This is a genomic window from Alloprevotella sp. OH1205_COT-284, assembly GCF_003859795.1.
GTDB lineage: Bacteria > Bacteroidota > Bacteroidia > Bacteroidales > Bacteroidaceae > Alloprevotella.
The window spans coordinates 1-25889 of sequence record NZ_RQYI01000025.1 but is presented as its reverse complement, the minus strand read 5'-3'; the positions used below and the strand labels follow the sequence as shown (position 1 = coordinate 25889).

At 50.4% G+C, this 25889-nt stretch carries 19 protein-coding genes; 6 read left to right on the top strand and 13 right to left on the bottom strand.

Features of this window, described 5'->3' with window-relative positions:
* Positions 1-48 precede the first annotated feature (48 nt).
* The 10 genes from EII14_RS06955 to EII14_RS06910 all read right to left on the bottom strand — a co-directional run bounded on the left by EII14_RS06955 (position 49) and on the right by EII14_RS06910 (position 16530).
* The gene (locus EII14_RS06955; RefSeq protein ID WP_124931823.1) at positions 49-381 is read right to left on the bottom strand and encodes a hypothetical protein; all 333 of its coding nucleotides are present in this window, start codon (positions 379-381) and stop codon (positions 49-51) included.
* Positions 378-1979: a bifunctional UDP-sugar hydrolase/5'-nucleotidase gene (locus EII14_RS06950; RefSeq protein WP_158608345.1), complete on the bottom strand. Its 1602-nt coding sequence runs from the start codon at positions 1977-1979 to the stop codon at positions 378-380. Before EII14_RS06950 ends, EII14_RS06955 begins: the two co-directional genes overlap by 4 nt.
* Positions 1980-2125: 146 nt before the next feature.
* Positions 2126-2410, bottom strand: a complete 285-nt coding sequence (locus EII14_RS06945) for a transcriptional regulator (protein WP_124931821.1) — start codon at positions 2408-2410, stop codon at positions 2126-2128.
* Positions 2400-3068 (bottom strand): hypothetical protein, encoded by a 669-nt coding sequence (locus EII14_RS06940; protein ID WP_124931820.1) that lies wholly within the window; start codon positions 3066-3068, stop codon positions 2400-2402. The genes EII14_RS06945 and EII14_RS06940 overlap by 11 nt, the downstream gene beginning before the upstream one ends.
* 420 nt (positions 3069-3488) lie before the next feature.
* Positions 3489-10877, bottom strand: a complete 7389-nt coding sequence (gene sprA, locus EII14_RS06935) for a cell surface protein SprA (RefSeq protein WP_124931833.1) — start codon at positions 10875-10877, stop codon at positions 3489-3491.
* A gap of 69 nt (positions 10878-10946) precedes the next feature.
* Complete coding sequence (gene ruvA / locus EII14_RS06930; RefSeq protein ID WP_124931819.1) at positions 10947-11558, bottom strand: Holliday junction branch migration protein RuvA; 612 nt, start codon at positions 11556-11558, stop codon at positions 10947-10949.
* Positions 11559-11915: 357 nt separating this feature from the next.
* Positions 11916-13355: an amidophosphoribosyltransferase gene (locus EII14_RS06925; RefSeq protein ID WP_124931818.1), complete on the bottom strand. Its 1440-nt coding sequence runs from the start codon at positions 13353-13355 to the stop codon at positions 11916-11918.
* Positions 13356-13641: 286 nt separating this feature from the next.
* Positions 13642-14790 (bottom strand): cytochrome d ubiquinol oxidase subunit II, encoded by a 1149-nt coding sequence (cydB, locus tag EII14_RS06920; RefSeq protein WP_199733883.1) that lies wholly within the window; start codon positions 14788-14790, stop codon positions 13642-13644.
* A gap of 20 nt (positions 14791-14810) precedes the next feature.
* Positions 14811-16304 (bottom strand): cytochrome ubiquinol oxidase subunit I, encoded by a 1494-nt coding sequence (locus tag EII14_RS06915; protein ID WP_124931831.1) that lies wholly within the window; start codon positions 16302-16304, stop codon positions 14811-14813.
* A gap of 22 nt (positions 16305-16326) precedes the next feature.
* Positions 16327-16530 carry a DUF4492 domain-containing protein gene (locus EII14_RS06910; RefSeq protein WP_124931817.1) on the bottom strand — a complete coding sequence of 68 codons (204 nt, stop codon included), beginning with the start codon at positions 16528-16530 and terminating at the stop codon, positions 16327-16329.
* Positions 16531-17151: 621 nt separating this feature from the next.
* On the opposite strand from EII14_RS06910, the gene EII14_RS06905 reads away from it, so the two are divergent.
* The 5 genes from EII14_RS06905 to EII14_RS06885 all read left to right on the top strand — a co-directional run bounded on the left by EII14_RS06905 (position 17152) and on the right by EII14_RS06885 (position 22524).
* Positions 17152-17496: a hypothetical protein gene (locus EII14_RS06905; protein WP_124931816.1), complete on the top strand. Its 345-nt coding sequence runs from the start codon at positions 17152-17154 to the stop codon at positions 17494-17496.
* A gap of 184 nt (positions 17497-17680) precedes the next feature.
* Positions 17681-19300 carry an ABC-F family ATP-binding cassette domain-containing protein gene (locus EII14_RS06900; RefSeq protein ID WP_124931815.1) on the top strand — a complete coding sequence of 540 codons (1620 nt, stop codon included), beginning with the start codon at positions 17681-17683 and terminating at the stop codon, positions 19298-19300.
* A gap of 102 nt (positions 19301-19402) precedes the next feature.
* Positions 19403-19990 (top strand): nucleotide exchange factor GrpE, encoded by a 588-nt coding sequence (locus EII14_RS06895; protein WP_124931814.1) that lies wholly within the window; start codon positions 19403-19405, stop codon positions 19988-19990.
* Positions 19991-20069: 79 nt separating this feature from the next.
* Positions 20070-21215: a molecular chaperone DnaJ gene (gene dnaJ / locus EII14_RS06890; protein ID WP_124931813.1), complete on the top strand. Its 1146-nt coding sequence runs from the start codon at positions 20070-20072 to the stop codon at positions 21213-21215.
* A gap of 1 nt (position 21216) precedes the next feature.
* Complete coding sequence (locus EII14_RS06885; protein ID WP_124931812.1) at positions 21217-22524, top strand: folylpolyglutamate synthase/dihydrofolate synthase family protein; 1308 nt, start codon at positions 21217-21219, stop codon at positions 22522-22524.
* Between the two features lie 200 nt (positions 22525-22724).
* On the opposite strand, the gene EII14_RS06880 is transcribed toward EII14_RS06885, so the two are convergent.
* From EII14_RS06880 to EII14_RS06870, 3 genes are read right to left on the bottom strand one after another with little or no spacing between them, the layout of a single operon-like run.
* A complete protein-coding gene (locus EII14_RS06880; protein ID WP_124931811.1) occupies positions 22725-23333 on the bottom strand; it encodes a YigZ family protein in 609 nt (202 codons plus the stop codon).
* The gene (locus EII14_RS06875; protein WP_124931810.1) at positions 23334-23795 is read right to left on the bottom strand and encodes a MaoC family dehydratase; all 462 of its coding nucleotides are present in this window, start codon (positions 23793-23795) and stop codon (positions 23334-23336) included.
* A gap of 56 nt (positions 23796-23851) precedes the next feature.
* Positions 23852-24838 (bottom strand): hypothetical protein, encoded by a 987-nt coding sequence (locus tag EII14_RS06870; protein ID WP_124931809.1) that lies wholly within the window; start codon positions 24836-24838, stop codon positions 23852-23854.
* A gap of 197 nt (positions 24839-25035) precedes the next feature.
* On the opposite strand from EII14_RS06870, the gene EII14_RS06865 reads away from it, so the two are divergent.
* The gene (locus tag EII14_RS06865; RefSeq protein WP_124931808.1) at positions 25036-25752 is read left to right on the top strand and encodes an OmpA family protein; all 717 of its coding nucleotides are present in this window, start codon (positions 25036-25038) and stop codon (positions 25750-25752) included.
* Positions 25753-25889: the final 137 nt, after the last annotated feature.

The window sequence follows — 25889 nt, the reverse complement described above, 5'->3', positions numbered from 1 at the left end:
AAAATAATACATTTCCGAACAATGGCCAAATTATCGGCCGGAAATTCTTTATTCTTCTTTTATTTCACCGCAGTTTCGGAAGTCTGTGTTTCTTTTGGGGCGGAAACGGAGATAGATGTCTTTGAGGGAGGCGTTGGGGGTTGTGACCGGGATTTTGAAGGGCTTTTCTCTAAATCGTGAAATTCTTACGTATGAAAAGGCGGCGCGTTTTGCCTCATGGCGGAGATGCCGAGCGGTTTGACTGCCGAATCGGGTGGGAAAACAGATAGAGGCGGCGCAGGTGGAGAGCGACGGACGGAGCAAAGTGGAATCGCCCACCTCTTGTGCCGAAGCCAAGAGAGGGGCGAAACCTAAAAGGAGTATGCTCAAACGGCGCGTCATCGGATGCTGTCGAGAGTGTTGAGATAGGCAATGAAAGCGTCGGTCGAAGTGGGGAGCGGAAGGGTTTGTTCCGCTTCTTTCGGAAACTGTGAGGGCAGATAGCCGTCGCCGCCGGTGGTCATGTATTCATCGGCCACGACGATCAGTTGGCTCGTGGGGTGCAGGGGAACTGTCTTTCCCGACGGGAGGGTGAGCGTAAGCGACCGTATGCGTCCGCGCTTGTCTTGTTTCACGTTCACGCCCGACGTTTGGATGCGTCCGAGTTTGCAGACGTTGATGCCGTGGTTCATCAGTTCCAGCAGTTGCCGGCCGGTGTAGCGATAGGCTTTCAGAGCATTGGCAAAAGGTAGGGCTTCGCCCACGTTGAGCACGGTGACATCGCCTTTTGAAAAACCGGCACGGATACTGCCGAAATGGCTCACCCCTACTACCAATGCCTCTTCGGGCAAATGAGCCGCCATGCGATAGGCTTTGGCATAGCTTTCGCAAACGAGAGCACCCATCTTGGTTTGCAGATCGTTTTTGTGGCGGTCATGGCGGAAGTTTTGTGCGCTGACCGTGAGTTTGCGGCTGAGCGGCATGCCGCGGAAGAGGGTGGTGTGATATTGCTCTTCGATTTGTGCTTGCAGGCGTGCGGCTTTGGGCGAAAGGGCGGCGTTGGGATTGACACGGACGAGTTCGGGAGTGATGCCGACGAGGCGACCGTTGGTCGTGTCTATCTCGCATTTGAACATGGAAATGTAGATGCCGTGCCATAAACCTTGGAGAATGGGGTAGGGGCGACGGCTATCGCTCATGCCGATGACGGCGGTGTGGGAGTGTGCCGAGAAAATGGCGTCTATATCGTTGCGGTCAAGCGTTTTGAGGTTCATCGAGTCGCGATCTTCCCATTTGGGCGTTCCGTCTTCCATGTGCGACCCGATGTGGGTGAGAAGGAGGCGTATGTTGGCTTTTTCGACTTGATCGTAGCCCGGCAGGCGCGAAACGGAATCGAGCACAGCGGTGTAGTTGCCGTCGAAAGAGAGTCCGCGGAGGTTGCTTGCGCGAGCCTGCCAAGGGGTGTTGCTCGTGAGCAATCCGACAAAGGCCACATGGATGCTTTTGCCGCCTCCCACCGAAACCGGAACAACAGCCCAAGGTTGGGCAAAGGAGGGGATGCGACCTTCGGAGTTGCGTACGTTGGCACAAACGTAAGTCAGATTTGAAGACCGGGGGCGCAACTCCGTGTCGTGCCACTTATCGGCCAAAGCTTTTTGTCCTTCGTCGAACTCGTGGTTGCCCACGGCACTGATGTCAATGCCCATGTCTTTGAAGGCTTGGGGCATAAGGCTTTTGTTGCGTGTGGCATTATAGAAGAAACTGCCTCCGAAATTGTCGCCGGCCGATACGGTGACGTGATAGGGATAGACCTGTTTCAGCGAGTCGAGCGTTTGCACCACATAAGCCGCACCGGGCACGGACTGTCGGGCATCGGGCAGAAGGCCGGCGTGAAAATCATTGACGGAGAATACGGCAACGGTGACCGTGTTGGAGCGATCGGCAATTGCCGGAAGAAGTCCCAGCAGGGCGAAAGCCAAGAGAAATATTCGGTTTTTCATGAAGGTAGAGATAATGATAAAAGTTGTGTTTGGGCTGCAAATATACACAAACATGCCAAATCCACAAACACATTGGCCGTTCAAACGCTTCTTCTGCCTTTGAATACGGCTGCGTAAGCATTGTTTTTCGGCGAAGGTCGTGTGTTCTAAATCGGCAAATAGCTTTTCAACGCCTCAACGTAGTTTTCAAAAGCCTTGCGCCCTTCTCGCGTCATCCGACAGATGGTGCGCGGACGCTTTCCGGATTGGAGTTTCAAAACTTCGATGTAATTGGCGTTCGACAATTTGTCGATTTGCACGCTGAGGTTGCCCGCGGTGGCTTGGGTCTTTTCGCGCAGAAAGACGAAGTCGGCTTCTTCCACTCCCATGAGGAGGGAAACGATGGCCAAGCGGAGTTGGGAGTGGAGCAAGGGGTCGAGTTCAGCAAGCATGAGATGGAGCGTTAGTTCCGGTTTCGACAGTCGATTGGCGGCGGGCTTTGGCGTTGATGATATGGCCGGGAACCACCATCATCACCATAAAACAGACGATATATAGAGGAACTACCCACATGGCTTTCATCGGAAAGTGCATGAGTTGGGCAATTAAGAACAGGCTGCCGGCAATGGCACTGAAACAGCCGCCAACCACCAAACTTCGTTCTTGCACGACGATGCCCGTCACCGCACTGCCGATGCCTACCACAAGGAAAGCATAAACGAGCATGATGAACCACACCCCATGCCCGAAAAAGAACTGGACGGCAAAGCAAATGATGAGCAGCACCCAAGCAAACGAACCGATCAGTGACCACAGCGTACCGATGATGCGGTCGGTGAAGGTCTTCACATAGCCCTTGTTTTTCTTGGGATACTTTTGGAAAACCGTATATAGTCCTCCGAATATGGGAATGAGCAACCAAAGAAGATTGAAAAGCGGATTGGCAGTGAGGGAGAGCAATGCCCAAACGAGCAAACAAGTGGCAACGCTGAGATACCCCCAAAACAGAAAAATGTTGCCATCGTTGAGATGATAGCGGTGTTTGGTCGATTCGATCATTTCGGCAATGAGATCAAGGCTTTCTTGCCGAGTCATTTCTTGTGTGTTCATGATGATAGAGAATTTGGAGAGAAACGCTTTTCCAAGATGTTGCGGCTGATCAGGCCGAACCCCGAGAACGAGCAAGTTTTGGTTTATAAAATAAACTGTTTGGATAAAAAAAGAGATGGAAGTTCCGGATAATGCTACTCCCATGCTGCAAATATAATATAGTTTATTTTATAAACCAAAATTGTCTGATGATTTTTTTATAATGAACTTCGTTTTTTTATGAGAAGAGTAAAAAACGGCCATTTTCGAGAGAAAGTTGTCGGAGAGAAAGTAGAAAAAACGGCTGCGGTATCCGCCAAAATCTAAGTAACGAGTAGAATTTTCTACTCGTTACTTAGTTTGTTCTACTCGTTAGTTAGATTTTCGCGTGTAAGGTTGGCTGTTTCCGCAGCGGAAGTTGGCCGTTTTTATACGTCGAAATTATCTTGTGAGTTGAAATTTGAGATTGATGCCGAAGTCTTGCGTCGTTGTCGGGTAAGACGAAGAGGTGAGCAGGGGGCGGTTCACCTGTCGGTCATAGTAGGCCGAGAGCGTGAGGAACTTGGAAACGGTGTAGTCTGCCGAGAAAGAAATCTGCACGGCGTGATTGCCTCCCGTGGCCTGAGAGAGGGTGGTGAGGATGTTGCGTTGCAGTGAACTTTGGTCACGCAGAGAGATGTCGAAACGGAGGTTGAGGCTGTTGGCAAAACCGCGTGAGCTGTTTGAACGATTGTTGTTGTCGTTTGATCTGGACTTGCCGCGAGGCGACGAACGGGTCGTTTTTTTCGCTCCCGAACTGCCGGAGAAGGGGTTGAAGTTGCTGATGCGATAGCCTGCGCCGAAAACGATGTCGTCGGAGTGCGTTTCGGTGATTTGCTGCGAGGTCATCGACAGCGTGAGGACGCGGGTTTTGCGATATTCGAGTTTTGCGGTGAGGTTGTTGTGAAATGTCATGTCGATGCCGAGAAGAGGAGAGAAACTCTCGTTGATGCTCACGGTGGATATGTCGTACATTGACGAAGGAGTGGGCAGGCCGCTGCTGACATTGTTTACGAAGCCGATGCCGTCCATGGATTCGCGATAGGATTGGAAGGTGTTGTAGCTGCCGACATTGTAAATGCTTTTGTAGCCGTGGTTGAGGTTGAAAGATCTGAACCACTGTTTGAAAGCCGGTAACGAAGACAGGCCGCCGTAGGTGAGTGCCCAATTGGGGAGGAGGCGCGTGATAGCCGGGAATATGTCGAGGCTCGAACCTCCGCCGGCGTAGGCACTGAGGAAAGCCGGGATCATCACGTTGCTCGAATATTTGTCTACGCTTCCGTTTTTCGGGTCATAGGGCTGTCCGGCGAGATCTCCCGAACCGACGGGATAGTGTGCGCCTGTGTATCGTTGTTCGACGCGGTCGCGGCAGTCGTCGAGCAGTCGGAGGAAGCGATCGAACGTGGCGTTGCGATAGCCGTTGTCGGCATTTCCCGATGAGGCGAAAGCTGTGCCGATCGAGAGGGTGGTCATGGTGAACGAGCCGGTTTGCGTGGTGGGGCGACCCTCAAACATATATTGTATGCTTTTTACCCGATTGTTGTTGCGCGAGAGGTTGAGGTTGAATTTCAAGTCGCGTATCGGTTCGATTGTGGCACGGATTTGTAAGTCTTCGGTGTAGTTGCTCGTGGCAGGGGTGATGATGCTGTCGGTCATGAGCAGCCAGCCTCTGTCGGCGGCTCGGTCGATGTAGTGCTCGTCGGTCGTGGCGAAAGCGAAATCGAGGCCGGGCGACAGGAACAGACCGCGGCGCGACTGTCCGAAGAAGTCGCCGATTTCGGGGAGGAAACCGGGCAACGACAAGTTGAAGGTGTTGCGATAGGAGATGTTGATGTTGCGCACCATCATGAGGCCGCGCGTGGCATATTCGGTGGCTTTATACCATGTTTGTTCCTCCATTTTTTTGCGCGGCGTAACCACGATTTTCAAAGAGATACTGTCGCGATTGAGCACCTCGATGCGGTTGATGTCGAGCACTTTGAAACGAATGGGATAGCGCGTGCCGTCGGGACGGATAGCGGTCACACGGAGGCGTTTTGACCGTTGGTTGTGGGGCACGATGGTTGTGGTGTCGGCTTTGAGGTGTATTTCTTTTTCGTATTTCTTCTTTTCTTCTTTCATGCCGTTTCGCGCCGACGACATCGAAAACTTTCGATTTACTTTTTTGAGGAAAGGAATGAAATTGTAGAGCGTTTCGAAATTGAGGCGCGCATTGGCACTCAGATTGCGTTGATTGGCGATGGTGTGTCCCATAGCCATGCCCGAACTGAGTTCGGCACCGCGTGTCCAATTGTAAGTTGAGTTATACTTGGCATCGGCTGTGATCCATTCGAGTGCCGGTATTTTGTTAAGCGGCAAATCCCAAGAAAGGTCGGCCGTTTGTCGGTAAGTGAGTGGTCGGCCGAGTTCGCGAATGGAGTGGATGACGGAATCTTTCCAAACGGCGTATTCGTCGGGAAACAAGTCTTTGTTTACCGCCACACGGGGTTGCTCGATCTCGGCATTGGTGCCGGAAGAGAAGTTGAAGTGGATCATACGCGTCGGATCCCAACGAAGCTGAAAGGCACGGTTCCACAAGAAATCTGAGGAGAAGCTCAGCGGCAACGCATTGTTGTCGGGTTGCCGGATGTCGCGTTCTTGAAGTTCGTAGTAGTTGCGCGTGATGTCGGAGTTGAAGGTAATACTTTGTGGTAAGTAGTTGATATTGAATTCTCTGAATAGACGGAACCATTTTTTCTTGGCATCGATGATTTTTTTGAAAGGTTCGAAAGGCTTGGAAGGAGTGGAATAAGTATAGGCAAAGTTGAATTTCCAGTGCTCGTCACGTTCCCATGCGGTGGTTTCTCCCGTGGAGTGCCGCAAGGAGTGGGCATATCCAAAGGTGAAGTTGCCTAAATCGTAGGGCATGGGGAAGCCTTTTGTTTTTCGGTTGAAGCGCAAGCCGGAAACGGAGAAGTTGCGATTGACCACGACTTTGTCGGTAATATTGCGCAGGGAGTCGCGTTGGGCTTTGGTGGTGAGGCCGTCGAGAGCTTCCTTCATGCTCATGTCGGTGTCAAGCGGATTGTAGCGAGGCACGATGTGCTCCTTGGAGTAAGAGTAGTATACGGGGGCGTTGAGTTTGACTTTTTCGGGCAGGAGTTTTCCCACTTCGAAATTGGTGGTGACGGAATATTGGTAGAGGTCATTGTCGCGCCGTCGGCTGACGGTTTCTTCCAATCCGCCGAAGCCATTGGTTTCGAGATGTCCGCTGAGGTTCATCGAGGCCAAATCGGACAATTGCAGGTTCAGACTGCTTTGTGCTCCCCAACCTCCTTTGTTGGCAAATTCTTGCAGGCGCAATTCGTTTGCCCATATTTCCACGCTCTTGACGGCGCGCGAATTGTTGCGCACACCGATCATAACGGTATGCACTTCGCCGAGCGAAGGGTTGCCGAGCACGCTGATTTTGTTCTTGGGGCGATTGCGATCATACTCGCTGTATAGCTTGTTGAAGCCGATCAGACCGAGCGACTTCTGATGATTGCGATTTTTCTTCACACCGGTGAGCAGCGAGAGGTCAATGTCGATCATGTTGTCTTCCGGCCAAACGGCGCGCTGTCCAGATGTGCCGGCATACATGCCTTCGGGTGTGATGGTGAGCGGTATTTCGTATTCGTAGAAGTTGTTCTTGTAGTCCGATCCCAATCGTAGAAAAAGGCTCATCTGACCGTTTTCGAGATCGTTGTCGCCGGGCAATGCGTTGGCATGCACAAAAAGTTGCAGGTGTTTGTAGCGACGGAGGTCGAGCGTAGTGTTTTTATACACGGCTCTTGCGTCGCCGCTCGCCAAGTTCTTAATGGTGAGAGCGAGGGCTTGTTCGTTGTTTTGAAGCACCTGTTCCTGCCCCGGCTCTATGGCACGGCTGATGCCGGGGGGAAGGAGGTAGTTTACGGGTGTTTTCTCATTGTTTTCTTCAAAGTTCACGGCACTCACGGCCAACGTTCCGGAGGCATCGGGCAGTTTGCCGGAATAGAGCGCCTGTTCGTAGCTTCGCCATTCGCCGCGCACGAGATTGAGCGTAGCAAAGCGCAACACGACGGGTTGGTCAAAGCCCGTCATGAACATACGCATGAAGCGAATGGAAGAAAAGTCGTTGATATTGCCTTCGCGGCGTTCGTATTCGCTCAACGGAATGCGGAAAAGATACCATTTGGTTTCGGAAGTTGAGCCGTCGCGTGTTTTCGGGTAAGTTACTCGTTTGTCTACGATGTAGTTCTGCCCCACGGTCATGGCTTCGGGGGAGATGCGAATGCGATATTGATAGTATTTTTCGTATTCGTTGAGCGTGTAGTCTTGATTGATGTCTTCGGCGTCGGGGGTGGTTTTGTAGGCCGTGGAATAGCTTTCGGGACTGTCTTCTGCCGCAACGGAGTTGCCGTTGGGGTGATTGATGTATTTGTATCTGTCGAGAATCGAAGTATGTCGTTCGTCCCAGTCGCGACCTCGGAAGTAGTGATATTTGTCGGCCGAAGGATTTTGAAAAATGGAGTCGTAAACCTCCGGGCGCACTACTCCGCGCACCTTGGCCAAATAGTCGGCATAAACGCCATAGGTACGTTCTTCCTCGGAGGTGAGGCCGTTGAAACCCACGTCTTGACGGCGGCGACTTCCGGAGGAGGTGTTGAAGGCATAGGTCACGGAGCTTTGTGTCGGTACACGTCCCCAAGCGGTTTCGGCATAGTGTGAGGCATTGCCGTCGGTGGGCAGGCCGCTTTCGTAGTATTTTTTGCCATCTTTGAGAATATCTTCCGAAATTTCTCCGAGGTTGAGATACAAATCTCCTGTGTGAGTCGGCATTTGTCCGTTGTGGGCGGTGAAAGGATCCATCATCCAAAATTCGACATACTCAATGTTGGCTGCTTCAAAATCTGATGTTTCGATGCGGCGCATCATGCCGCCCCACCTTTGTCGTGGGTTGCTCAGACGCCCATCGCGGTCGAGTGCAGGGTCGAGGTTATAAGGACCGCGCTCGTTGGGATAGAACGCAAGATTGAGCACCGAGAGGGTAGAGGCCTCCTTGTAGTTGATGCTCTTGTTGGGATAGAGGTCGGACATATACACCTCTCTCACGCGAGGATCGGAGAGTTGTTTGAGGTCTGTTTTGATATAGCCCGGCGTGAGCGAGGAGCTGCGGCGTGTGAATATGGGATCGATGAAATACCATGCCATCAAGGCACGATTATATCCGTAGCGGACGTCGTTGGAGAGTTTCGATTCCGGAAACATGGCAGGAGTCGATGACAGCATCCAAGCCTGCGGTTGAGAGATGTCGATGACGGATTTCGAGTTTTCAAAGTCGTCCACATAAGAAGCGTTGCCTTGCGCTCCCGTGCTCTTTCCGGCGATGAGTTGTGCAACTTCGGCCGTGAAATTGATTTGTGAAGGGGCACTGCATTGAATGAAGGGCACACGGTTTAACAAGTTGGTAAGTCCTTGGCTTTGTTTCTTCCACGAGAGGTTTAGTCCCCAAATGGTGTTGTTGAGCGGTTCGCTGCCCATGGGTACTTTGTTGGTGAGCGGTTGTTCGTCCAAATGCAGCAATGTTCCGCCGAATTGAAATTCCTTGGAGAAATCGTATTGGAAGTTCAACCCGACCATCGTTTTGCGCTGCATGCCGTAGTCGGTGTTGCTTTCGAGCGAACAGCTGATGGGAGTGCCTGCGTCGAGAATGCTTTTGTTGAGAATTTTGACAATGCCCGAACTATAATCGACCGAATAGTCCGAACCCTCTGTGAGGAGCTGTCCGCCGGCCGTTACGACGACACTGCCGTGGGGAATGTTGCTCGCGCCGAGTTGGATTTCATCGTTTTTTGTTGCTTTGTATTGTCCGGCGAGTACATACTTGTTATGTTCGGCGATTTGTTTGGCAATGGTGCGTGTGGAGTCGTATAGTTCGGTGTAAGCATAGCGTCGTGCCACATCGGGGTTGCCGATGATTTTTTCCAGATGAGCGCCGAAAGGCTCGACCACGGGAAAGAAAATTCGGCCGGTGTTGGAGTCTATGGTGTAGCCTTCCACAAAGTCGAAGTATCCGTTGGGAAATCGTTTATTGTTGTTGTCCAGCTCATCCAACCCCATTTGCGAAAGGAGCTTTTTGTTTTTCAGTGTCGGTTCGGGCAAATAAGACAGATACACCCCCGAAGTGTCGGACAGGTATTTGATGTCGAGGCGGAAACGCTCCGATTGCACCGAACTTGCTCCGAGAGCATAGACGTTGCGCATCATCAGATCCCAGTTGCCCATGCGCGGCGTGCAGGCCGTGTTTTTCAGTGTTTTGACGAGCAGTGCCTGCGTGTTGTCTTTGCGGTCTGTAGAAAATTCCCCCACTTGATAGGTCTTACCCCGGTAGGTGTATTCGTAGGCTACGGCCAAGACCTGATCCGTTTGGAGAGTGGAGCGCAGGGACAAGTAGCCGAGTGCACTGTTGAGGCGATATTCCGACGACGAGAGCAGACGGGCATTTTCCAACTTCTCGAAATCTTCTCCGCCTTCGAGCCCCGCACCTTGCAGAAGAGAGAAGGCTTGCGAAACGTCGCGTCCCTCACCCAGTAGTTGGGAGAGGGCGTCATAAGCGGAGTTGGCATTGTTGGCAGGAACCTCTTCGCTGCCTTGGCTCCACAGTTTTGGGTTGCGGTGCTTGTATTCCCCAAGGTCGGTGAGTGCGATGAGGTTTCGGGTGTTGGTGGTGGCACCGGTCTTGTTGGACACCCACACCTCGACACGATTGATCGTCACCCCCGAAAGAATGGTGGGGAGCTGTGTCATCCAGCGGTCATAATTATCTCGAAAGTAATGAGCGAGGAAAAAGTGGCGGTTTTCGTCGTAGTCGGAGGCCGAAAACTCAAAATCTGTCAGCTGCACGCCACCTTTGGACTGCACGCTTTGTGCCGACGACTTTTTTTGCGCCACCATTGTTTGGAGTTTGAGCTTGCCAAACTGCATATCGGTGCGCACGCCGAATAGACTTTGTGCTCCTCGGATGAGCGAGGAGTTGGTGGGCATCGACACGTTGCCGGCTTCAACGAGTTTGATGATTTCGTCCTCTTTGCCTTCATAGCGAAGTTTTAGACTTTGTGCGTCGAAGTTGAAGGTGGCTTCGGAGTTGTAGTTGAAGTCCATATTGACCTTGTCGCCCACTTTTCCGTTGAGCGAAAGGTTTACCTTTTCGTTGAAATCAAATCCGAATACGCTGCGATTGCGTTCGGAGAGCGAGGGGTTGTCAGTGAAGCGGTGGTTGGCTCCGATTTTCAGTTCCGCGCTTCCCTGCGTCTTGACACGAACGCCGCCGGGGCCGAATATCTTTTCGGCCGGCCCGAGTTCAAACTTCATGTCCGAAAAGTCGAATTTCTCTTTTCCCTTGGCTGTAAATTCTTCGTGGTTACGTCGTTTGAAATAGTCGCGCATCGACTGCCTGACCCCCATTTTCAAAACTTCGTCATCGCCCATGAAGAAAGGGACGTAGAGGAACTCTTCGCCCATGCGTGTGCCATATTTGTAGATGCCGCTTTCTTCGTCATACACCAATCCCGTTTTCAGATTTTCGGGGTCTTTGAGGTCGCCGGAACGTCGCACCTCGTTGGCGCGCTTCGTCACAGTGGGGCGCACTCGAAAGGGCACGATAGTATCTCTCTCTTCCGTAGCCGTTGTTGCGAGCGTTGTGGCAGAGGGCGTGGCAGAGAGAGGGCGATTGGCGATTGGGCGTGAGGTTGCGGCAAAGGCGGTGACACCGAGCAGTGCCACCCAGCCCATGAGCCGAAAGGAGAAATGTCGTTTCAAGTGAATGGAAAACTATGGAGAATGCCGGATGCGAACACCGGGTTATTTGATTTGTTTCAGACCGCGTTTGATGATTTGCTGTACATCCAAGCCCGGTTCTTCTTTGAGAATGGCGGACACCACTTTGCGCACCGTAGGGGGCGGAAAACCGAGAATGGAAAGAGCCGAAATGGCCTCTTCGGCCGTTTGTTTGTCGGCCGTGGCGATGCCTCCGCCTGCCGAAGGAGATACGTCAATGCTGCCGTCGGAAAGGAGGGCTGCGATTTTATCTTTCAGGTCGAGCACGATGCGTGCTGCGGCTTTCGGGCCTATGCCCTTCACGCTTTTGAGCATGGAGGTCTGTTCGCTTTGAATGACGTCGGCCAATTCTGCCGGCGTGAAGGCCGAAAGCACCATGCGTGCCGTAGCTCCGCCGATGCCGTTGACCGAGGTGAGAGCGGCAAACAAGGTGCGCTCTTGTTTGGAGGAGAACCCGAAGAGGTCGTATGCGTCTTCGCGAATGATTTCGGTCACATAAACCTTTGCGGTTTCCTTGCCTTGCAATGCCGAAAAGGTGTTGAGCGAAATGGCGAGGCGATAGCCCACGCCGGCGGTTTCGATGATGACTTCGGTGGGAGAGAGTTCGGCGATGACGCCTTTGATGTATGCTATCATGTGTCTTTGTCTGTTGTCGATGGGCGAGGGCACTTGCCGTCGGGCACGATGCCGTGTTTCATCCTCGTCGGTTGCGATAATCGCGGCCGGTTGATGATACGGCCTTTGCGTGTGTGCATATATTTTTTAACGCAGAGAGGCCTTTTTTATTGTTTGGCGTGGTGAAATGTGCGTTTCCGATGTGTGTTTTGCCCAAAATGAGTGTTTTTCCTCTTGGGGGGAATACGAAAATCTTCGGGATGAGCTTCCGCGAAGACTCATCCCGAAGATCGGGAAACGAACAAAAACGAATGTTTCTTCGAGAGCACTTCGCCGGTGTCTTGCGAACGAGAGGGGACGTCGCCGCGAGTGCAGAGGCTATGGGGTGTTGTCGAGATTGGGCTGTTCGAGCGTGTGTGTTGAGGAGCCGTCGAAACAGTGGGTGCAGACCTTGCATTTGGGCAGTCCGATGCTGGCGATGAGGTCTTCGATGGTGGAAAATTTCAAGCTGTCGAGGTTGAGCCTTCGGGCAATCTCGCCGACCATGCGTTTGTATTCGGGCGAACCGGTTGTGGCATAGCGTTCCAAATTACGGTTGGGGTCGCCCTCAAACTCACCGATGAGTCGCCGCGTGATGAGTTCCAAATCGCTTTTTGAGGAGGTGAAACCGATGAACGGACATCCGTAGATGAGTGGCGGACAGGCGATGCGCATGTGCACCTCTTTGGCTCCGTATTCGTGAAGAATGGCGGTGTTGTCGCGCAGTTGCGTGCCGCGCACGATGCTGTCGTCGCAAAAGAGCACGCGCTTGCCGGCGAGCATCTCCCGATTGGCGATGAGTTTCATTTTGGCCACAAGACTGCGCATGCTTTGATTGGGCGGCGTGAAAGAACGCGGCCACGTGGGGGTGTATTTGGAAATGGCGCGCTGATAGGGCACGTTGTGTCCGGCGGCATACCCCAAGGCCATGCCGATGCCGCTGTCGGGAATGCCGCAGGCGCAGTCCACTTCGGTCGGATCGCTCTCTCCCATGGCTTTTCCGCAGGCAAAACGCATGTCTTCAACATTGCGCCCTTCATAAGAAGACGTGGGAAAACCATAGTAAACCCACAGAAAGGAGCACACCTGCATGGCCTTGTTGGGGCGGCGGAGTTGGCAGATGCGGTCGTGGCGAAGATGTACAATTTCTCCGGGGCCGAGATAGCGGTCGATTTCGTAGCCCAAGTTGGGGAAAGAAGTGCTTTCGGAGGCTGCGGCATAAGCTCCGTCTTTGCGCCCGATAACAATGGGCGTTCGCCCCCACGAGTCGCGAGCGGCGATGATGCCGTCTTCCGTGAGCAAGAGCAGTGAACAAGAACCTCTCACTTCGCGAAACACGTTTTCGATGCCTTCCACAAAGTCTTTTCCGCCGATGATGAGCAGCGAGATGATTTCGGTGGGATTGATGCGCCCCGAACTGAACTCGGACAGCGGCAGTCCTTTTGCCAAAAGACGTTCGGCCAAGGCTTCGAGATTGTTGATTTTGGCAACGGTGACGATGGCAAACCTGCCCAAATGGGAGTTCATCAAAAGCGGCTGCGCATCGGTGTCGCTGATGATGCCGATGCCCGAATTGCCTACAAACTTGTCCAGATTGCTTTCAAACTTGGTGCGGAAATAGGTGCTCTCCAAACTGTGGATGCTGCGCAAAAAACCTTTTTCCCGGCAGTAGGTGGCCAAACCGCCGCGACGTGTGCCGAGGTGGGAATTGTAGTCGGTGCCGTAGAACAAATCGGTGATGCAGGGCACACGCGATGCCGTGCCGAAAAAACCTCCCATGACTGTTTAGCTTTGTGAATGTAGTGAAAAAACGGCGTTGCAGCCGAACGTGTTGCAAAGGTACGAAAAAAGATAAAAACGAGGCTTCAAAATGATTGAAAGTGTGCGCACAAAATCAAGGAATGGCAAGAAAGAAAAATGATCGGGCAGATGTTTTGTCGGAAATGCTTGTGGAAACGTGCAGAACCGTTTGACGGAAAAAGAAATCGGCGTGAAAAAGACTTTGCCCCGACACGAGAAACCGGAGCTTCCACGGTCGGGGCAAATCTGTAAAATGAAAAAGAATTTAGTATTTGTGCTCGCTTTCTTCGAGTTCTTTGCGCGTGATGCCTTGTAAATCTATGGATCGCCATGCGTAGAAGATGTAGGCCAACACAAAGGGAATGATGAGCGAAACGATGCTCATGGCCATCAGCGTAAACTCGCTCGAACAGCTGTTGGCCAGCGTGAGGGAGCTTTGCGGATCGGTCAGCGAAGGGTAGTAGGGGGTGTTGTTGTAGCCGACGAGCATGAGCAATGCCCAAACGGTCAGCACCGTGCCGATGCCCGAAAACCAAATGCCGCGCAAAAAGGTGGGAGAAAGGAGGGTGCGGACGATGCCGAAAAGCACGAGCAACACTCCGACCAAGAAGAGAACCGAAACGGCGGGAAGTGCCAAGAGGTTGGCGAGATACTTGTGAGCCTCCATGCTTACGACACCCGTAATCGGATCTACGCTCCAACCCTCCATGAACAAGAGGTGGCCGACAAAGGCGAGGAAGAGCACGAGGAAGGGAACGGTGTCGGTCAAGACCTGACGGCGCAAACGAGGTTGGAGTATGGCGTCGTCAATGTTGTTGAGCATATACAGACTGCCCAACACGCGGCAAAGAAAAAACACGACCAGTCCGAGTACCACGTTCCAAGGGTTGGCCACGGCTTCGAGGCCGTGCCACGGCGTGCTCCACTGACTGATTGCGGTGGCGAGGCTGTCGCCCATCACGTCTTTGTTTACGATGAAATTGGCACCATGAAAGAACGTGCCGACGGCCGTGCCGATGAGTACGGGGCCGAGAATGCCGTTGATGACGAGAAACCAGCGGTAGGTGTTGGTGCCAAGGACGTTGCCGAGTTTCGATTGGAACTCATAGCTCACGGCTTGCAGCACGAAACTGAAAAGGATGAGCATCCACACCCAATAGGCTCCGCTGAAACTGGTGCTGTAAAACAAAGGAAAAGAGGCAAAGAAAGCACCGCCGAAAGTGACGAGCGTAGTGAACGTGAACTCCCACTTGCGACCGGTGGAGTTGATGATGAGCCGGCGTTCCTCTTCGTTTTTTCCGAGTGTGAAGATTTGGCTGTTGGCTCCTTGCACAAACATGAGAAACACGACCAAGGCACCGAGCAGACTGACGAGGCACCACCAATATTGTTGCAAAAATTCGTAGGTTATCATAGTGCTAATGTTTTTGAGGTTTATTCTTGAACGTGTTTGCGAATGGCATTGGTCATGATGCGGATTTCGGCAATGAGCAGTGCGGTGAAGATGATGAGGAAAAGGAAGAACGTGGTTTGAACACTCGTCACGCTGAGTTTGGAAACTGCGGCATTGACAGGCAGGAGGTCTTGAATAGCCCAAGGCTGACGTCCGACTTCTGCCACAATCCAACCCGATTGGCTGGCGAGGTAAGCAAGCAACACGCTCCACATGCCGGCGTGCAACAGCCAACGGTGGCGCAATAGTTGTCCTTTGCGCTCAAACCACCAAAGGAGCAACAGGACAAGGCCAAGCACTCCGGCAGAGAAGACCATGATGCGGAAAGGCCAATAGGTCAGAGCGATGGGGGGAATGAGATCTTCCGGTTTTTGAATGTAGCCATAGCCGAAATAGGCCTTGTTCTCCTGAAATTTGGCAAGTGCGGCTTGGGCTTTTTCGGGTTGGCTGTCGCGTGTGCGGCGATATTCCTTGAAAGCGGCGAGAGCCATTTTTCCTTTTTCCATTTTGGCCGTGGCCGGCTCTACTTGGTTGCCGTTGGGGTCGGTATAGCCGTTGTAGAGAATGCAGTTGATGCCGGGCACGTAGCCGTCGAGGTCGTGGGTGGCGAGAATGGAGAGCACGCCGGGCACTTCCACGCCGGGCACTATGGAGAAAGGTGCTTGTTTGCTTCCGTCGATCAGTCCTTCGGCAGCGGCCAGCTTCATGGGCTGATGGCGAGCGATGTCGATGCCGCTTTGGTCGCCGGTAAAAGCGGTAATAGCAGTGGAAATGAGTCCGGTAATGGCCGCAACTTTAATGCTTTGTGTAGCCATTTTCACGTTGCGGTTGCGAAGCAGATACCAGCAGCTCACACCCACCACAAACACTGCGCCCAAAAGCCAGGCACTCGAAACGGTGTGGAAAAACTTGTGTACGGCGAAAGGTTGGAAGGCCACGGCAAAGAAGTCCATCATCTCATTGCGTACGGTGTCGGGGTTGAAATCCATACCGATAGGGTGTTGCATCCAACTGTTGGCCACGAGAATCCACCATGCCGAAAGAGTGGCACCCATGCCGGTGAGCCATGTCGAAGCGAGGTGGAAACCACGGCTCACCTTGTTCCAACCGAAGAACATCACGGCGATAAACGTAGACTCCATGAAAAAGGCCAAAATACCCTCAATGGCGAGCGGAGCACCGAAAATGTCGCCCACAAACCAAGAGTAGTTGCTCCAATTCGTGCCAAACTGAAACTCCAAAATCAGCCCAGTGGCCACGCCGATGGCGAAGTTGATGCCGAAGAGTTTTTGCCAGAATTTGGCAGTGGTTTTCCAAAACTCGTCCCCCGTGCGATAGTAGATGGTTTCCATGATGGCCATCACCACCGACAGACCGAGGGTGAGCGGAACAAAAAGCCAGTGATAGCCGGCTGTGAGGGCAAACTGTGCTCTCGACCAGTCGAGCACAGCGGGGTCAATTGCGTTGAGAAACATCATATTGGTAAGAATTTTAATTTTATGGATTTGCGAGTTCGGTGGCCACTTGGAGCTGTTTGTCTTCGGGAGAGCCTTTGAGTGTGGGTTGAAAGAAAAACACCCGAAGGATGCCGAACATGACGAAGAGTTTGATGAGGATGATCAACCAAAGGGTGCGTCCCCAAGTCATGCTCTTGAAACCTTCGACATAAAAACGAATGGCATTTCTGATAGAAGCGGTCATGATTTGAAAAATGTGGTGCGTCTTTGTTTACGAAAGGGAAGGCAGAAATTTCATGAAGAAAACATCTGCTGAAACTACATTAAAAAGTGTTTCACCCTACAAAAATAATGCACGCTTCCAAATCTTCCAAAGATTTTCCAAAAATTGTAACGATTACAGCCCAAAAACCGATGAACTTTCTCGTGTCAGAAATTTTATGAGGAGTTTTGGGGAGAAATATAAGAATTTTCGGCAGTGATTTGTATATTGAGATTCTTGTCGGAAAGTTGGTCAAGAATACTTCTTTCTGACGTGAATGAAATGAACGGAAGCTCATCGTTTGCTACGCATCTGCCTGAGCAAGTTATGCTATGCTTTTCTCACAAAAAAACGGATTTCTTTTGAAACCGTAACTTTCGATTTTGCACTCCGTCTTCCGCTTCCGTTGCTGTTTCGATGAAACCGCCCTTTTTTGCCGTTTTCTTTCCCCTATTTTTTGTTTTTGCCGTTTTGCCTCCGCTAAAACGTCTTTCTTTTTGATTGTCAGTGAGTTTCTTGCGAAGGCAAGTGAAGGAAAACTTTTTGGAGATATTGTAAGTATCTGAAAATCAGTATTGATACGGTGAAGGCAAAACCTATGGTTTGCTTTCACCTGCTTTCACCAACTTGGTGCGAAATATCACCCTTTTTCAAGGGTGTGAAAGCAAAAAGACAAATCAATATATTGATTTACAGTGGATTGGAAAAGACGATTTTGTTTTGCCTTCACTTGCCTTCGCTGGAAACGAATTGATATTCAGTGGTTTGTTTTGTTTTGCGAAGGCAGTGAAAGCAAAAACTAATCACAAGGGAAACGCGCGCGCGTGCGAGAAACGCGGCTTCTTCGCTTCGGCAGGAGAAGGACCTTCTTCTCTTGGAGCTAACAAAAACTACCTCAGAGATAGAAATTTCTGCCTCAGAGGGAAGTTGGTCTTTCTTGCCTCTTGATTGGATTTCGGACGCGTTGAATAATGAAATGTCACGGCAAAAACAAATTTCTCATCTTGTCGGTCGAAGTGACATTTCACCTCTTGTTTTGTTCGTGTAGTGCCCTTAGTCAGAGCTTTCTTCGCTCAAAATCAAAAAAAAACGTATCTTTGCGCCTCGAAACGAACAAACTATTTTATCATAAATGATTACTCTCTCCAATATTGCCGTTCAATTTGGTAAACGTGTTCTTTATCAAGATGTGAACATGAAGTTTACCAATGGCAACATTTATGGCATCATCGGTGCCAACGGTGCCGGCAAATCAACTTTGCTCAAAGCCATCAGCGGTGAACTCGAACCGTCCAAAGGAACTGTGGAATTGGGGCCCGGCGAACGATTGTCGGTGTTGTCGCAAGACCACTTCAAATATGACGACCAAACGGTGCTCGACACCGTGCTGCAAGGACATACCGTGTTGTGGCAAGTGATGCAGGAGAGAAACGCTCTTTATGCCAAAGAGGATTTCACGGACGAAGACGGCATCAAGGTGGCCGAACTGGAAGATAAATTTGCAACGATCGGAGGCTACACGGCCGAAAACGATGCGGCAACATTGCTTTCGGGCTTGGGCATCAAAGACGCGTTGCATGGAAAACTGATGGGAGATCTGTCGAACAAGCAAAAGGTGCGTGTGATGTTGGCACAGGCCTTGTTTGGAGAACCCGACAACCTGCTCCTTGACGAGCCTACCAATGACCTTGACCTCGAAACGGTGGAATGGTTGGAAGAGTATTTGGGCAACTTCGAGCACACGGTGCTTGTGGTGAGTCACGACAGACACTTCCTTGATCAGGTATGCACGCACACCGTGGACATCGATTTCGGAAAGGTCACGCTTTTCTCCGGAAACTATTCCTTCTGGTACGAATCTTCGCAGTTGGCTTTGCGACAAGCCCAAAACCAACGTCAAAAGGCAGAAGAAAAACGCAAGGAGTTGGAAGAGTTTATTCGGCGCTTCTCTGCCAATGTGGCCAAAAGCAGACAGACCACATCGCGCAAAAAAATGTTGGAGAAACTCAATGTCGAAGAAATCAAACCCTCCACGCGCCGCTATCCCGGCATCATCTTCCAAATGGAGCGCGAACCGGGCAACCAAATTCTCGAAGTGCAGGATCTCAAAGCTGTTTCCGATGACGGAACGGTGCTTTTCGACAATATCAGTTTCCAAATCGAGAAAGAGCAAAAAGTGGTCTTTATCAGTCACGATCCCAGAGCCATGACCGCTCTGTTTGAGATTATCAACGGACATCAGGAGCCGGCGGCCGGAACATACAGTTGGGGCGTGACGATCACCACGGCTTATCTGCCACTCGACAACACGGAGTTTTTTGACACAGAACTCAATATGCTCGATTGGCTTTCGCAATACGGAGAAGGCAACGAGGTCTATTTCAAGGCTTTCCTCGGAAGAATGCTCTTCAAGGATGAGGAGATCATGAAAAAGGTCAATGTGCTTTCGGGAGGAGAAAAGATGCGTTGCATGATCGCAAGAATGCAGTTGCGCAATGCCAATTGCCTGATTCTCGACACGCCGACCAACCACCTCGACATGGAGTCGATTCAGGCTTTCAACAATAATCTGAAAGGCTACAAAGGAAATATCTTGTTTGCCTCTCATGACCATGAGTTTATCAACACCGTGGCCAACCGCGTGATCGAACTCACGCCCAACGGCATGATCGACAAACTTACCACCTACGAAGATTACATACACGACGAGCGCATCAGAGAACTGCGTCTAAAACTCTATGGTGAGGCATAGACGCTCAGCCATCAAACCCTCAATAAAACATTTGAAAGGTATCGATGACCCTCTTTTGGCATGGAAATTGCTGAAAGAGGGTCAAACAATAAACCAAACGTCATGGAAGAAAAAGATTTGAACACCCCTCAAACGGAAGAAATAAAAAACGAGACACCCTCTCAAACGGAAGAAACAACTTGCGCTCCGGAAAACACCGAAGAAATCCAAGAAGCAGAAACTGCCGAACTGACAGAAGAAGACAAATTGGCACAGGCCGAGGCCGAAATTGTCGAGCTGAAAGATAAATTGCTCCGACAAGCAGCGGATTTTGCCAACTTCCGAAAGCATAGCATTGCCAAGCAAACGGATTTGATTTTGAACGGAGGAAAAAAAGTGTTGGAGAGCCTGCTGCCCATCTTGGACGATATGGAACGTGCAGAAACCAACATGAATGAAAACAGCGACGTTGAGGCTTTGAAGGAAGGATTGCTCCTCATCTTCCAAAAATTGCTCCGCACGCTTGAACAACAAGGTTTGAAAAAAATGGACACGGAAGCGGCTGTATTTGATACCGATTTTCATGAAGCCGTTGCGCTTTTTCCCACAGAGGAGGAAGATAAGAAAAACCACATTATCGACTGCGTGCAAACGGGCTATATGCTCAACGATAAAGTGTTGAGACATGCAAAGGTGGTGGTGGGACAATAAGTGTGGCCTTGAACCGAACGCGAATAAAACGAATGTAGAACCCAACGGCGAGCAATCGTCGACCAATCATAATTAACCCATGGCAGATCTCGATTATTACGAAATACTGGGTGTCGACAAAAGTGCAGGCGAAGCCGACATCAAAAAGGCTTACCGCAAGGTGGCCATGAAATATCACCCCGACAAAAATCCCGGTGATGCCAAAGCCGAAGAGAAATTCAAAGAAGCGGCGGAGGCCTATGAAGTGTTGCGCGATCCCGAAAAACGTCAGCGTTACGATCAGTTTGGTAAAGCCGGACTGAATGGTGCCGGCGGCTTTGGCGGTGGCGGCTTCACCGATATCAACGACATTTTCTCTCATTTCAGTGACATCTTCGGCGGCGGTTTTGGCGGATTCGGCGGCTTTGGCGGCGGTGCGCAAACGCAGCAATACCGAGGTGGCGACCTGCGTTTGAAAACGCGTCTGACACTCGAAGAAATCAGCACGGGTGTGACCAAGAAATTCAAAGTAAAGAAGCAGGTGAATTGCGACGAGTGTGGAGGAAACGGATGTGAAAAAGGACATCATCCCGAAACTTGCTCGGCCTGCAACGGCAGCGGCTATGTGGTGAGGAGTGTTCGCAGTATTTTTGGCATGGTGCAACAACAAACGCCCTGTCCGACCTGTCGGGGAGAAGGCAAGGTTGTGAAAAACAAATGCCGGAAATGCCACGGCGAAGGTACTGTTTCGGGAGAAGAGATCGTAGAGATCAAAATTCCCGCCGGTGTCGCCGAAGGCATGGTGGTCAATGCGCCCGGAAAAGGACATGCTGCCAAACGCAACGGAGTGGCGGGAGATATTCAAGTGTTGATCGAAGAAATTCCTCATGAACATTTCGTGCGCGACGACAACGACTTGATTTATAATCTTCTGCTCACTGTCGGTCAGGCCACGCTCGGTGATGTGGTCGAAGTGCCTACCCTCGAAGGAAAAGCACGGGTAACGATAAAATCGGGAACACAGCCCGGAACTCGCATGCGTCTGCGCAGCAAAGGATTGCCTGCCGTTCCCGGCTATGGATATGGACGCGGCGATATTGTGATCAATATCAGTGTCTACATTCCCGAAACTCTGTCGAAAGAAGAACGAAAGGCTTTTGAAATGCTCAAAGATGCCGAAAATATGATGCCGAATAAGAGTATCAAAGATAAAATCTTCAACTCATTCCGTGCTTATTTCAGCTGATATGAATTACCAAGAAACCTTGGAGTTTCTCTTTACCTCTGCCCCGATGTTTCAAAACGTCGGGGCAGGAGCATATAAGGAAGGACTCTCAACGACGAAAAAACTCGATGAACATTTCGGACATCCGCATCGCTCCTATCACACCATACACGTCGGAGGTACGAATGGAAAAGGGTCGGTTTCCCACACCTTGGCGGCGATTCTTCAATCCGCAGGTTTTCGCGTAGGTTTATACACTTCTCCTCACTTGGCGGATTTTCGAGAACGGATACGCGTTAATGGCGTGCCGATTTCGGAAGAGCGTGTGATTCGCTTTGTGGCCGAAGAGAGGTCTTTCTTTGAACCGTTGCACCCTTCGTTTTTTGAATTGACAACGGCATTGGCGTTTGCCTATTTTGAAGAAGAAAAAGCAGACGTCGCCGTTGTAGAGGTGGGGTTGGGAGGGCGTTTGGACTGTACGAATGTGATTTCCCCCCTATTGAGTGTCATCACGAACATCTCGCTCGACCATACGCAGTTTTTGGGAGAGACCTTGGCGCAGATTGCCCGGGAAAAAGCGGGCATCATCAAGGAGAATACTCCGGTGGTCATTGGAGAGATGCTGCCGGAAACACGAACCGTGTTTCTTCGAAAAGCCCAACGAAAGAATGCACCGTTGTTTTTTGCCGAAGAAGAAAGAAGGGTAGTTGCGACGAAAGTGAATCGTGAGGGCGGAATGCGTTATGACACTTCCGAATATGGCGAAATTGCGGCAGCTCTCGGCGGTGCGTGTCAAGTCAAAAACACGGCTACGATTTTAACTGCCATTGCCCATTTGCCTTTGCATATCACAAAGAGAATTTCCGCAGAGTGTGTGCGAAAGGGATTTGCCGAAGTGATGCAACTGACGGGGCTGACGGGACGGTGGCAGTGTTTGCAACAAGCACCACTTGTGATTTGCGACACGGGACACAACAGAGATGCTTGGCGATACCTTTCGCGGCAATTGAAGGAATTGCCGTGTAGTACGCTGCACATCGTCTTTGGCGTGTGTGCCGATAAAGACTTGTTGCCGATTTTGGAACTGCTGCCTCAAAAGGCTACCTACTACTTCACCCAACCCTCTGTGGAACGCGCACTTCCGGCTCATCTACTCAGAGAACAGGCTGTAAGAGAGGGGTTGAACGGACGTGCGTATCCGTCTGTCGGCGAAGCCTATCGCAAAGCTCTCGAAGAAGCTGATGCCGATTCGGCCATTTTTGTGGGAGGAAGCTCTTTTGTCGTTGCAGATTTATTGAGGGATATGACAAAAGAGGAAAACAAGAGATAGAACAAAACTGGAAGTGGAACAAAAAGAACCATGTCCGTGTTGCAGGCGTACGGATTTGCAAACATGGACATGGTTTTTCTTTTGGGGAGAGGAGATCTCCCTAAGTCATCTTTTGGCTCGAAACGCTTTTGGAGCTGACGGCCAATTTTGAAAAAAAACATGTTTTCAATGGAGGAAACGGTGCGACATACTTTTGTTTTTTATGTCATGGCTTCGTTTACCCATTGCAGAGAGTGTATTTTGGAGAGCCTTTTTTGCAAATTCTCGGCTTGGGAGCATCGGATTTCTACGGTCATTCGAGTGCCGGTTTCGGTGTAGTTGATTTCGGAGATGTTTCCTTCTTCATTTCGAATGAACCGTATGGCCGTATCGGTTTCCGTATAGGGCACTTCAAACTCGAAGCGTTGTGTGATGATCATTTCTTCTTTTTCCGTTGCCGAAAGGGCTTCTGCGGCAGCGGTTTTGTAGGCCGTGGCCAAGCCTCCCGTTCCCAGTTTTACGCCTCCGAAATAACGAACGACTGCAACGAGCACAAATGTTACACCTGCCGAACGGATTTGGCCGAGAATGGGTTTTCCGGCTGATCCCGCAGGCTCTCCGTCGTCGTTGCAGCGTGTGGTGGAGGCGTCGTTTCCCAAAGCATAGGCGTAACAAATGTGGCGGGCATCGTAGAATTTCTTCTTTAATGCCGCCACATGTGTTTTAACATCCTCCTCACTTTTGACACGAAAGGCGAAAGCATAAAACTTGCTGCGTTTTTCGGTATAAATAGCTTCGCCGTCGCTCGAAAGCGTGAGATATGAATCCATTTATTTTTGCTCGAAGTGATACAAGAATGTGGCAACTCCGGTGAGTGCCGGTTTCTTCTGATCTTTGATCTCGATTGTAAATTTGATGTCGGCTTTGCAAATGCCTCTCAGGTCGACAATGTCCTCCAAAATGGCTTTCAAGCGGATGCTCTGCCCCGACAATACGGCTTGTCCGAACTTCATTTTGTCCATTCCGTAGTTGACCATCATTTTGAGGTTGTTCACTTGAATGATCTCAGACCACAAGTGTGGCAGGAGTGAAAGGGTCAGATAGCCATGAACAATGGTCTTGCCGAATGGACCGTTTTTGGCTTTTTCTTCATCCACGTGAATCCACTGATGGTCAATGGTGGCGTCGGCAAACAAGTTGATGCGCTCTTGCGGAATTTCGAGCCAGTCGGAGATACCCAACACTTCGCCCTTGTGCGAAGCAAATTCTTCAAAGTTGTTGATTACAAGCATGGTATTTCTTATTTTGTTGAATGTTTCGATAACCGGATTTTGCCAAACTTTGCCTATTACTCATAGGCGGAGTCGCTCTTTTCTTTGCGTGATACCTCGTTTAGTTCGAGCGAAGATAATTTGAATTGTTCGGTCAGTTCCGCATGAGCGGTGTATGAGCCGAATATTTTTCCTTCGTTGTCCCGATCAATGTGTTGATCCACGGTGAAGTTTACTTTGTAGCGAATTGTTCCGTCTTCGGCTGTGCTTTTTGTACAGACATAATCATTGTTGAGCACAAACGAGCAGTTCCGAATGTATTCCGAATAGGTACGTGCCACGATGTCCACCACTTCGGCCTTTGTGACATTGGATTTGGTGAGGAATTTGGTCATGACCGGCGTTATGCACGTACACAGCGAAGCGTCATCGTTGTTGGCATAGGCTTGGAAGAAGCGTTCGAGAGTTGCGGCTATCAGGCTGATTTCGCTGTCATCAACCTTGTTTGTGCGCATCGCCTCTTGTGCAGCCGAGGCTTCTGCCAAATAGCGACCTTCGGGATGTTTTTGCAAGTATCTTTCGATGGCTTCCGGCGTGTTGGCCATGACGGCTTCGATCCAGTCGAGAGAGTCTATTTTGACTTCGCATTGTTTCACCAAGATGCTGTTGGGATAGTTCTTTATGAAGCGTTCGAAATCTTTTGCATATTCGCTTTTGGACAAACGTTGCCATTCGGCATACATGGCTCGAAGGGTAGTTAGGCGTTCTTTTACCTGTTCGGCTCGATCGCTATGCGGATATTTTTGAAGAAAAGTTTCGTAGTCTTCGATATTTTCATTGTTTTCCAATATCCGATAGGCCGATGCTTCATTTTCCTGTTCATAGAAATAGTACAACACTCCGCCTCCTACGCCCAACACAAATAAGAGAAAAAAAGAAATCCATAGTTTCCTTTTCTTCTTTTGGGGCGGAGTGGGCAGTGTATCGTTCGATGACACATTCGAGTCTGTTTGAATGGTGTTGATGTCTTGGGAGTCTAATTTATCGAAGTCTGTATTTTCCATGATTTTTTATAGAAAATAATTATCTTTTGAGGGCGAGAAATTCAGTAGCCTCGTAAGGGGAATTACACACTTTGTCTAATTACGTGCAAATATACAAAGTTTTTTCCTATTTCTTTGGCCTCTCACGTCTAATTGAGTATTTTTGCGCAAGATTTACATCAGAACTAACACAAACAACCTATTTATTTTTATTTGAAATGAAATCGATCAAGACTCTTGTGCTTGCGCTCTGCGCATCTTTAATGTTTGCCGCTTGTGGCGAATGGAATAATAAAATGAAAGGCGGACTCATCGGCGGTGGTGGCGGTGCGGCTCTCGGTTCTCTCGTGGGCTACCTCATCAGTAAGGACGGCAAAGGAACTGCCATTGGTGCTGCCATCGGAACTGCGGTCGGATCCGGTGCAGGGGTATATATCGGCAATCGCATGGATAAAGCCAAGGCTGCCGCAGCCGCTGTGGAAAATGCCAAAGCAGAAGTGCTCGAAGGCCCCAACGGCGTGAAATACGTTAAAGTGACTTTCGACAGTGGCATTCTTTTTGCCACGGGAAATGCACAACTCACTCCCTCGGCCATGGCTTCGCTCAACAAGTTTGCAGCAGAGGTGCTCCAAACCAACAACGATATGGATGTGGCGATCATGGGATATACCGATAATGCCGGTTGGAGAAACAGCACCCCCGAGCAATCCAAAGCAAAAAACCAAGCTCTTTCGTTGCAGCGTGCACAAAGTGTGTTCAACTATTTGGTGCAAAGTGGGGCCCGTACTTCTCAAATCAAGGAAGTTAAAGGCTTGGGTGAGGACTATCCGGTGGCCGATAACAATACGGTACTTGGCAAGACTCTGAATCGCCGTGTAGAGGTATATCTATATGCTTCTCAGCAAATGATTCAAGCAGCAAATGCCAGAAACTAATCGACCTTGATGCTTCGGCAGGCGATGTTGTAGATCGCTCGCCAATTAGGTTCATCCGGAATTTGGAGTGATGGAGGTATAAACGAATAAGAATTTCGCTAAAATGCTTTTTTCAAAGTCCTTTATATATAGCTAAT

What these genes read in the sequence shown, in the direction of transcription:
- EII14_RS06880 (WP_124931811.1), bottom strand. Translation starts at nt 23,333, where the DNA reads ATGGATTCATATCTCACGCTTTCGAGCGACGGCGAAGCTATTTATACC.
- EII14_RS06915 (WP_124931831.1), bottom strand. Translation starts at nt 16,304, where the DNA reads ATGTTTCTCAACGCAATTGACCCCGCTGTGCTCGACTGGTCGAGAGCA.
- ruvA (WP_124931819.1), bottom strand. Translation starts at nt 11,558, where the DNA reads ATGATAGCATACATCAAAGGCGTCATCGCCGAACTCTCTCCCACCGAA.
- EII14_RS06940 (WP_124931820.1), bottom strand. Translation starts at nt 3,068, where the DNA reads ATGAACACACAAGAAATGACTCGGCAAGAAAGCCTTGATCTCATTGCC.
- EII14_RS06900 (WP_124931815.1), top strand. Translation starts at nt 17,681, where the DNA reads ATGATTACTCTCTCCAATATTGCCGTTCAATTTGGTAAACGTGTTCTT.
- EII14_RS06875 (WP_124931810.1), bottom strand. Translation starts at nt 23,795, where the DNA reads ATGCTTGTAATCAACAACTTTGAAGAATTTGCTTCGCACAAGGGCGAA.
- EII14_RS06910 (WP_124931817.1), bottom strand. Translation starts at nt 16,530, where the DNA reads ATGACCGCTTCTATCAGAAATGCCATTCGTTTTTATGTCGAAGGTTTC.
- EII14_RS06865 (WP_124931808.1), top strand. Translation starts at nt 25,036, where the DNA reads ATGAAATCGATCAAGACTCTTGTGCTTGCGCTCTGCGCATCTTTAATG.
- EII14_RS06885 (WP_124931812.1), top strand. Translation starts at nt 21,217, where the DNA reads ATGAATTACCAAGAAACCTTGGAGTTTCTCTTTACCTCTGCCCCGATG.
- EII14_RS06895 (WP_124931814.1), top strand. Translation starts at nt 19,403, where the DNA reads ATGGAAGAAAAAGATTTGAACACCCCTCAAACGGAAGAAATAAAAAAC.
- dnaJ (WP_124931813.1), top strand. Translation starts at nt 20,070, where the DNA reads ATGGCAGATCTCGATTATTACGAAATACTGGGTGTCGACAAAAGTGCA.
- EII14_RS06945 (WP_124931821.1), bottom strand. Translation starts at nt 2,410, where the DNA reads ATGCTTGCTGAACTCGACCCCTTGCTCCACTCCCAACTCCGCTTGGCC.
- cydB (WP_199733883.1), bottom strand. Translation starts at nt 14,790, where the DNA reads ATGATAACCTACGAATTTTTGCAACAATATTGGTGGTGCCTCGTCAGT.
- EII14_RS06950 (WP_158608345.1), bottom strand. Translation starts at nt 1,979, where the DNA reads ATGAAAAACCGAATATTTCTCTTGGCTTTCGCCCTGCTGGGACTTCTT.
- EII14_RS06870 (WP_124931809.1), bottom strand. Translation starts at nt 24,838, where the DNA reads ATGGAAAATACAGACTTCGATAAATTAGACTCCCAAGACATCAACACC.
- EII14_RS06955 (WP_124931823.1), bottom strand. Translation starts at nt 381, where the DNA reads ATGACGCGCCGTTTGAGCATACTCCTTTTAGGTTTCGCCCCTCTCTTG.
- EII14_RS06925 (WP_124931818.1), bottom strand. Translation starts at nt 13,355, where the DNA reads ATGGGAGGTTTTTTCGGCACGGCATCGCGTGTGCCCTGCATCACCGAT.
- sprA (WP_124931833.1), bottom strand. Translation starts at nt 10,877, where the DNA reads ATGGGCTGGGTGGCACTGCTCGGTGTCACCGCCTTTGCCGCAACCTCA.